The organism is Salidesulfovibrio brasiliensis JCM 12178, assembly GCF_001311825.1.
GTDB classification, from domain to species: domain Bacteria; phylum Desulfobacterota; class Desulfovibrionia; order Desulfovibrionales; family Desulfovibrionaceae; genus Pseudodesulfovibrio; species Pseudodesulfovibrio brasiliensis.
Window position 1 is genome coordinate 1 of the sequence record NZ_BBCB01000110.1, and the last position, 7,972, is coordinate 7,972.

General features: G+C 60.5%; 8 protein-coding genes and 1 pseudogene. 7 read left to right on the plus strand and 2 right to left on the minus strand.

The genetic code is table 11. The features are described from left to right. The 5 genes and pseudogenes from JCM12178_RS18805 to recD2 form a co-directional block, all read left to right on the plus strand. Window positions 1-526 (plus strand): annotated as a pseudogene (locus JCM12178_RS18805) (DNA polymerase III subunit gamma/tau); the annotation flags it as partial. Between the two features lie 28 nt (window positions 527-554). Next, a complete protein-coding gene (locus JCM12178_RS16015; protein ID WP_054652856.1) occupies window positions 555-869 on the plus strand; it encodes a YbaB/EbfC family nucleoid-associated protein in 315 nt (104 codons plus the stop codon). A 10-nt stretch (window positions 870-879) separates the two neighbouring features. Then, entirely contained in the window at window positions 880-1,485 is a 606-nt protein-coding gene (gene recR, locus JCM12178_RS16020; protein WP_054652858.1) for a recombination mediator RecR, read from the plus strand. Window positions 1,486-1,560: 75 nt separating this feature from the next. Further along, the gene (locus JCM12178_RS16025) at window positions 1,561-2,106 is read left to right on the plus strand and encodes a pyruvate ferredoxin oxidoreductase subunit gamma (protein ID WP_054652860.1); all 546 of its coding nucleotides are present in this window, start codon (window positions 1,561-1,563) and stop codon (window positions 2,104-2,106) included. 321 nt (window positions 2,107-2,427) lie between these two features. Beyond that, on the plus strand, window positions 2,428-4,635 hold the full coding sequence (recD2, locus tag JCM12178_RS16030) for an SF1B family DNA helicase RecD2 (RefSeq protein ID WP_054652862.1): 2,208 nt from the start codon (window positions 2,428-2,430) through the stop codon (window positions 4,633-4,635). 168 nt (window positions 4,636-4,803) lie between these two features. Here recD2 and JCM12178_RS16035 read toward each other — a convergent pair whose 3' ends face one another. Both JCM12178_RS16035 and JCM12178_RS16040 read right to left on the minus strand, forming a co-directional pair. Beyond that, window positions 4,804-5,349, minus strand: a complete 546-nt coding sequence (locus tag JCM12178_RS16035; RefSeq protein ID WP_054652864.1) for a nucleotidyl transferase family protein — start codon at window positions 5,347-5,349, stop codon at window positions 4,804-4,806. A 2-nt stretch (window positions 5,350-5,351) separates the two neighbouring features. Then, entirely contained in the window at window positions 5,352-6,668 is a 1,317-nt protein-coding gene (locus JCM12178_RS16040; RefSeq protein WP_054652868.1) for a BPG-independent phosphoglycerate mutase family protein, read from the minus strand. Window positions 6,669-6,797: 129 nt separating this feature from the next. Here JCM12178_RS16040 and JCM12178_RS16045 point away from each other — a divergent pair, with 129 nt between their 5' ends. Both JCM12178_RS16045 and JCM12178_RS16050 read left to right on the plus strand, forming a co-directional pair. Then, complete coding sequence (locus tag JCM12178_RS16045) at window positions 6,798-7,421, plus strand: PHP domain-containing protein (RefSeq protein WP_054652866.1); 624 nt, start codon at window positions 6,798-6,800, stop codon at window positions 7,419-7,421. A gap of 165 nt (window positions 7,422-7,586) precedes the next feature. Then, a partial coding sequence (locus JCM12178_RS16050; RefSeq protein ID WP_157054967.1) for a DnaJ domain-containing protein occupies window positions 7,587-7,972 on the plus strand: 386 nt, incomplete at its 3' end.

Genomic DNA, 7,972 nt, shown 5'->3' on the forward strand with positions numbered 1-7,972 from the left:
CGCGCCGCAACAGCAGGGCGGACGGCAACGCGAATCCGCACCCGGCGGACAGGAGGATGAGCCACGAGGGGCCAGCCCGATCCTGACCCCGAGCCCGGTCAACGAGCCTGAACCGACGCAACCGGCAGTGGCGCCCATGCATCGCTCCGGCGACCTGCCCGACCCTGTCGGCCCGCGCTCATGGGATGGGTTCGTCGAGTATGTGGCCACCGCGGAAGTGGAAGGGAAGCCCACGCAGATTCGTCAGGCCAAGGGCACCATCATCGGCCACTCCCTGACCATCACCTGCGCCAGCCGTTTCCTGTGCCGCACCCTTCAGGAACCGGCGACACTGGCCAGCCTGACCGGCTTTGCCAAACGATATTTCGGCGAGGATACGGAAATCCGCATTGAAGAGGAGGACCGTCCCGAAAGAAAAAGCTACAAGCAGCTCCAGGGCGAAGCCGAAGCCAATCCGGCCGTGCGGAAGGTGCTGGACCGTTTCTCGGCCATCATCGAATCCGTGACGCCCCGGAGCGAACAATAACCAGAAGACGACACCCAAGGAGATAATAATGCGTGGTATGAACGAAATGATGCGTCAGGCCCAGCTCATGCAGAAGAAGATGACCGCCATTCAGGAAGAGATGAAGACCCGCGAGGTCGAGTCCTCCGCTGGTGGCGGCATGGTCAAGGTCAAGGCCACCTGCGGCAAGGAGATCGTGTCCGTGGAGATCGAGCCCAGCGTCATCGAGTCCGGCGACGTGGAAATGATTCAGGACCTCGTGCTCACCGCCGTCAACGACGCCCTCAACACCGCAGGTGAGATCATGGAAAAGGAAATGTCCTCCATCACCGGCGGCATGAAGCTGCCCGGTGGCCTCTTCTAGGAGTACCACTGTGAGTCGACTCCCGGCACCGCTTCAGGAGGCGGTAGACCAACTGTCGAGCCTGCCCGGCATCGGCCCAAAGTCCGCCCTGCGCATCGCCCTCACGCTGCTCAAGATGCCGCCCGAAAAAGCCCGCAACGTGGGCGGCAGCATCATCGAGTTGCGCGAGAGCCTCTGCATGTGCGAGGACTGCGCCAGCCTTGCCGAAGCAAGCCCTTGCGCCATCTGCGCCGACCCCTCGCGCGACCGCACCCGCCTGTGCCTCGTCAGCGAATGGGACGCCCTGCTCACGCTCGAAGACATGGGCATGTTCAAGGGCCGCTACCTCGTGCTCGGGGGCCTTATCTCCCCGCTCGACGGCGTCGAACCCGGCCACCTCGAATTCGACCGCCTGCGAAAGCACCTCGCAAACGGCGAAATCACCGAACTCATTCTCGCCCTCGGCGCGACCATGGACGCGGAAACCACCGCGTCACACGTCAAGAACATGGTCGCCAAGGAATTCCCCAACGTGAGCGTCACCCGCCTCGCGCAGGGGATTCCCATCGGCGGCGAAGTGAAGTATATGGATAAGGAGACCCTCAGGCAGTCGCTCCTGCACCGGCAGGACGTCTAAGCCTGAACCAACGCTCCGGCGCGGCCTTGAGAGGGATTGCACCACGCCGGACCAACTTACTTACCCGGGGGAAACATGATCGAGATCAGGCTGCATGGCAGAGGTGGACAAGGTGGCGTTACGTCCGCAGAACTGCTCGCAAAGGCCGCAATCGCCGAAGGCAAATTCGCTCAGGCGTTCCCGAGCTTCGGCCCGGAACGCAGAGGCGCGCCCGTCATGGCCTTTGTCCGCGTGGATGACCAGAAAATCAGGCTCAGGGAGAAAATCTACTCCCCGAATATCGTTCTGGTACTCGACCCCACGCTTCTCGATATCGTCAACGTTGCCGAAGGACTGTCCGAAGACGGCGTCGTCGTGGTCAACTCCGCGCTCACGCCCGAAGAGCTTAAGCAGAAGTACGGATTCCCCAAAGTGGCAACCGTCGACGCCAACAAAGTGGCCATGGAAGAACTTGGCGTTCCCATCACCAACACCACCATGCTCGGCGCGCTGCTCAAAGCCTCCGGCATCATCGGTGTCAGCGACATGGAAGAGCCGATCAACAACCGCTTCGGCGGCAAGCTCGGACCCAAGAACTACAAGGCCCTCGAACGCGCCTACAGCGAAACGAACGTCGCGTAGGGGTGTCAAAGAGTCCATTAAAGGCCGGGCAGGGATGTCCGGCTTTTTTTGCCTCCGGCGGCGCTCCGCGGGCCCCTTCAGGGGGACCAAAGGGGATAATCCCCTTTGGAATCCTTGGGTTGCCCACCATTTCCGGAGAAAACGCAGTGCACTTCGTGACACTGCGTTTTCTCCGGAAATGGCGGGCGGGGTATGGGGTATGCAGATAATAATGCGGATGGACTTATTGGGCCAAGACGCATACAACTTTTCAACTGTCAGGGTGCATCGCACGCAGCCGACGAAGAGCCCGTTTCCCGAGACGCCGGAGCCCCCCACTTCATGAGCAAAATCAAAACCCTCGCAGCCGCCGAAGTCCGCACCATCGTTTTTCACAACGCCGAAAACGGCTACGTCATCGCCCGCGTTTCCGCCAAAAACGAACCCGGACAGACTACCATCACCGGAATCCTCGGCGAAATCTCCCCCGGAGAAGTCCTCGACCTTCAGGGCAAATGGGTCGTGCACCCCAAGTTCGGCCCGCAGTTCGAGGTGCAGACCTTTGAGCAGACGCGCCCCGCCACCGAGCAGGGCGTCATGCGCTTCCTGCAGACATCCATCAAAGGCGTGGGCGAAAAGACCGCCCAAACCCTCGTGGACACCTTCGGCATGGGCATCCTCGACATCCTCGACGACGACCCCGAGAAGCTCCTTGAAGTCAAAGGCATCTCCAAGCGCAAACTCGAAAGCATCATCGAATCGTGGTCCAAGCAGCGGACCATCAAGAACCTGCTGGTCTTTCTCCAATCCCACGGCGTACCTACCACATGGGCGGGCAAGATATTTCACCTTTACGGCGCGCAGGCCGAGAAGAAACTCCGCGACAATCCCTACGACCTCGCCTACGAGATTCGCGGCGTCGGCTTCCGCACCGCCGACCAGATGGCCCTCAAGCTCGGCTTCCCGCCTGAAGCACCCCAGCGCCTTGAAGCTGCTCTGGTCTACACCCTCTTTTCTCGCTGCGAACGGGGCGGGCACCTCTTCGTCGCCAAGGACGCCCTGCTCGACGAAGCAGTGAAGATGCTTGAAGGCGTCCCGTATGATCTCATCGAAACCGCTCTTTACTCGCTTGAAGAAAAGAAACGCGTGCGCATCGAAGACCTCCCGGAACAGGAAGTCGATCAGGCCGTCTACCTGATGCATTTCTACCACTATGAAAACGAGGCCGCGCAAAGGTTCTACCAGCTCGTGAGCCACCCCACCCCGGTCAGCAGCGACAAGATCGCCAAAGCCCTGCCCGAAGTGGAAAAGACCCTCGGCTTCACCCTCTCCGAAGAGCAGCGCGAGGCCGTGTTCGAGGCATGTGGTAACAAGGTCTTCATCATCACCGGCGGGCCCGGTACAGGAAAGACCACCATCACCAAAGCCATCGTGCTCACCCTCAAGGAGCTCGGGCTCAAGATCAAGCTCGCCGCGCCCACCGGACGCGCGGCCAAGCGGCTCTCCGAAGCCACCGGCATGTCTGCCCAGACCCTGCACCGGCTGCTCCAGTACCAGCCCGACGGCGGCTTTCACTACGATCAGGACCAGAAGCTCAAGGCCGACGTACTCGTGGTGGACGAGGCCAGCATGATCGACGCCCAGCTCTGCGTGGCGGTCCTGCGCGCCCTGCCGCATACCTGCCGCCTCGTCTTCGTCGGTGACGTCAACCAGCTCCCGAGCGTCGGCCCCGGCAACGTGCTCGCCGACATGCTCACCTCGCAGCGAATCCCCAGCGCCCGGCTCTCACACATCTTCCGGCAGGCGCAGGAGAGCTACATCGTCGTCAACGCACACCGCATCAACAGCGGCCAGATGCCCCGGCAGCACCCCCTGCCCGCTCCCGAGGCCGACTACTACTGGATTCCGCAGGACGACCCCGCCAAAGTCCAGAAGCTCATCCTCGACAGCGTGTGCGAACGCATCCCAGAAGTCTACGGCATGGACCCCCTGCGCGATGTGCAGGTGCTCACCCCCATGCACAAGGGCGACGTTGGTACTCAGGCCCTCAACCTCGCCCTTCAGGAGCGCCTCAACCCCTTCCGGGGTCGGGAAGTCAAACGCGGCAACACCGCATATCGCAAGGGCGACCGCGTCCTGCAACTGCGAAACAACTACGATAAGGACGTCTTCAACGGCGATCTCGGCTGGGTCGCGGATCTCGAACCCGCAGACAACGAGCTGCTCGTGGAGTTCGACGACGGCAACACCGTGCACCTCGAAGCCTCCGACCTCGACGACCTCACCCTCGCCTACGCGGTCAGCGTCCACAAATCACAGGGAAGCGAATATCCTGCCGTGGTCATGCCCGTCGTCACCCAGCACTACATCATGCTGCAGCGCAACCTCCTCTACACCGGCCTGACCCGCGCCAGAAAACTCGCCCTGATGATCGGCTCCGACAAAGCCCTCAAGCTCGGCCTGAACAACGTCACCTCCGGCAAGCGCGGAACAAACCTCGCCTATCGGATTCAACACCTCTTCCAGAACAGTTTGTTGCACGCCGGATAGTTATTTCGGGAAGCCTTTCAGCCTCTCGCAACCCCTTTGGCTTGCCAGACCACTAAGAACGCCTTCCGGCAACGAAAGGTTGGTCGTCGGCTTGGCTGGAACGTGGAAAGGCTGTTGATCTTTTGGACAGTGAGAAAATGAAGAGTGAGCGTGTGATGAAGGCACAGGTTACTTGGTAAGGCGGTTCTGCAGATTCCACGCTTCGATCAGGCGCAGGGTGCTGGGGGGGACCAGAGACGCAAGGTCTTCGTTGTTGCGGATGCGTTCACGGACCTCGATTCCGCTGATGCCCTTTTCTTCTGGCCGCCTTTCCCAGAGCACACAGGTTTCAAGACCGAGAGACTGGAATCGCGCAAGCTTGGCCCGTCCCCAGTCATCATAGACGGTCAGAAAGAAAACCGCGTCCATCGGCACATAATATTGATACAGTTCGGGGACATTGATAGGCAGGGGGACCACCGAGAACTCCGAGAGCGAAACGCCTGCACCCACAAGCCCCTCGCGGACCATTATATGTCGCTCCCAATACGTCAGCGGATTGTTTCCCGCAGCAGACCGTTCAGGATCGACGGTCTCGTCACGTGTCAAGCCGGGATCGGGGTTGGTGATGCCCACCACCAGATGGCGACAGCATTCCTTTCCGGCAAGCAGATACTTAAGGTGATCGTTATGAAGCACCTGAAAACGGCCGTGAATGACACCGTATTCATGCATTGCTATGCCTCGTCCAGCGTGAACGGCTCGTAGTCGCCGGGCCAGAAGTGCTGGTTTGCAGCCGAGTCGCGGATGCCGCGAAGCCGACCGAGATCAAGGTGATTCAGCACCAGATGCATGAACTCGTCTCCGCGAGGATGGCCGAGGCACCCCGTGGCGGCGGCTACCTCGTCAAAGTAGTGCACATTGTCCTTTCGCACGCCTCTTCCGGTAAAGACCATGGGCACCGGCTCGCCCGAATGAATCAGCTCGCCGGAACTTGGCGTGGAATGGTCGGCGGTGATGACGACGTAGAGGTCGGGGTCCGCAAGCAGGTCCTCTATGACCATGCCGATGCCGGTATCCAGCGCCTCGATGGCCTTGCGCTTGGCGTCCGGACTTTTTGTATGCGCCGCCTGATCCGGAGCCTTGGTGTGAACATGGACGAAACCGTGCTCTTCCACCGCGCCCAGCGCCTTTCGGATCCGGGTAGAAATGTCGAAGGCATGGTCGCCGGAATCCACGGCACGTTCGAACTCCATGCCCAGATAGAGCGCAAGCCCCCGGTACATCACGCCGCTGGCAATGCTCATGCCTTTCATGCCGTATCGCTCCCTGAAGGGCTGCACCGGTTTGAGCTGTCCGGCCCGCTGGGTGACGAGGCCGTTGACCGAAGGAAGCGACTGCTCCTGCCTGGCCTTGTTCACCTGTGCCTTTTCCAGCTTCCGGTGGGCCCAGGCAAGATATTTCTTCAACGCAGCCGCAGCGCGAACACAGCGAGCATCATTCTTGTGGGAATCGAACGGCACCACGTCGGAGAGCAGGCGTCCGTCCACCATGGGATTGGAGTCCGTAAAACACGGGGCCACATCGCCGTGCATGGTGATGACCCCGAACATACGCTTGGTCGGATGGAAGCGAATGGAGATGCCGTCGGCTTCGTATTCACCCACGGACCTGACGAAACTCGAAATCTCGGAGTCGTCGCCGCACATGCGGTCGTACCCGAGGCGGAGCCTGCCTTCGTCGTTCCTGAGGTGCACGAAATGGGCGAGCACGGCCACATCCTCAGGAGCAAGGGGAATGTCTGCGCCGAGGGCTTCAAGCGCTCCTCGCCCGGGAAACTCCTCCTGCCCGTAGCCGAACATGGCGAAATGGGCCAGTTCGCTCGGCAACGGCTGGCCGAGCTTTCCCGCATGATACAGCCCGTTGCAGCCAAGAGCTGCAAGCCGGTCCAGATTCGGTGTATCCGCCGCCTGAAGCGGGGTCCTGTTGCCGAACCGGGCGTAACTGCGGTCTCCGAGACCGTCCAGAAGGATCAGTATGCATTTTTTCGGCATGGACTCCATTCCTCCGCGCACATGGCCGTTGTGTTCATCATCCCAGTATATACGTATGCTATCAAAATGACGCAAGACGATAGACTATTGGTATTTGCAATCGGTCCTGTCTGGTATAACTAATATACCATGCTTTTCGACCTGCACGTCCACACCGATATCTCGCCCTGCTCTTCCCTTGAGCTGACGACAATCCTCACCCGGGCAAAAGGGCTTGGGCTGGACGGCGTCTGCCTGACCGACCATGACACCATGGAAGTGCTTTCCGAGGTGAAGGAAGGCGTGCAGAACGACGGCCTCGTTGTCATCGTGGGCATGGAGTACTCCACCCCCGAGGGCGACTACCTCATCTTCGGACCGTTCGAATCCATCCGACCGGGCATGAACGCCTTCGAACTCGCGGCGCACGTCTACCGTGCGGGCGGGGCCATGATCGGGGCGCATCCCTACCGGCTCACGCGGCCAGCCGACCTTGCTGCCTACGGCCCGGAGGGCTGCCGAATCGTGGAGGTTGCCAACGGTCGCAACACCCGCAGCGAAAACGCCCGGGCGCTGTCACTGGCCGAAAAGCACAGCCTCGCCATGAGCGCCGGATCGGATGCGCATACCCTTGAGGAGCTCGGCCGCCTGCCGAGCAAAATGCTGACGAAAGTCCACAGTCGCGAAGACTTTGTCGCCGCGCTCAGAAACGGCCTCTTCCGCCCGTCCAGACTGGCCTGTGCCAACGGGCTGCCCCACCTTCAGGTCGCATAGCAACGGCACGACTCGTCCGCGAGCACCCCACCACCTGTTGAAAAACCATCACCCTCCTGTGGAAAACAGGAGTATTTTTTGATGCATCACCTTGACTTGGGGCGTACGGGCATTACCATACGTGTCAATCGAGAAAATCCATCGCTCCAAGGAGAACGACGTACCATGAGCGTCGAATACAAAGACTACTACAAGATTCTCGGCGTATCGCGCAGCGCCAGCAAGGAAGAAATCGGCAAGGCGTACAAGAAGCTCGCACGCAAGTACCATCCCGACCTGAACCCGAACGACAAGAGCGCGGAAGACAAGTTCAAGGAGATAGGCGAAGCCTATGAAGTCCTGAAAGATCCCGAAAAGCGCAAGCTCTACGACCAGTTCGGCTCCAACTGGGAGCACGGACAGAACTTCCAGCCGCCGCCGGGTTACGAGAACATGCACTTTGGCGGAGGCGGCGCAGGCGGCTTTGACGCAGGTGGTTTCAGCGACTTCTTTGAAACCATCTTCGGCGGCGCAGGCGGCGACTTCCGCGGCGGCTTCCGCCAGACCGGCGG

Excerpts from the sequence above, each read along its gene's own strand:
- JCM12178_RS16045 (WP_054652866.1), top strand. The coding sequence starts at position 6,798 with ATGCTTTTCGACCTGCACGTCCACACCGATATCTCGCCCTGCTCTTCC.
- JCM12178_RS16040 (WP_054652868.1), bottom strand. The coding sequence starts at position 6,668 with ATGCCGAAAAAATGCATACTGATCCTTCTGGACGGTCTCGGAGACCGC.
- JCM12178_RS16015 (WP_054652856.1), top strand. The coding sequence starts at position 555 with ATGCGTGGTATGAACGAAATGATGCGTCAGGCCCAGCTCATGCAGAAG.
- JCM12178_RS16035 (WP_054652864.1), bottom strand. The coding sequence starts at position 5,349 with ATGCATGAATACGGTGTCATTCACGGCCGTTTTCAGGTGCTTCATAAC.
- recD2 (WP_054652862.1), top strand. The coding sequence starts at position 2,428 with ATGAGCAAAATCAAAACCCTCGCAGCCGCCGAAGTCCGCACCATCGTT.
- JCM12178_RS16025 (WP_054652860.1), top strand. The coding sequence starts at position 1,561 with ATGATCGAGATCAGGCTGCATGGCAGAGGTGGACAAGGTGGCGTTACG.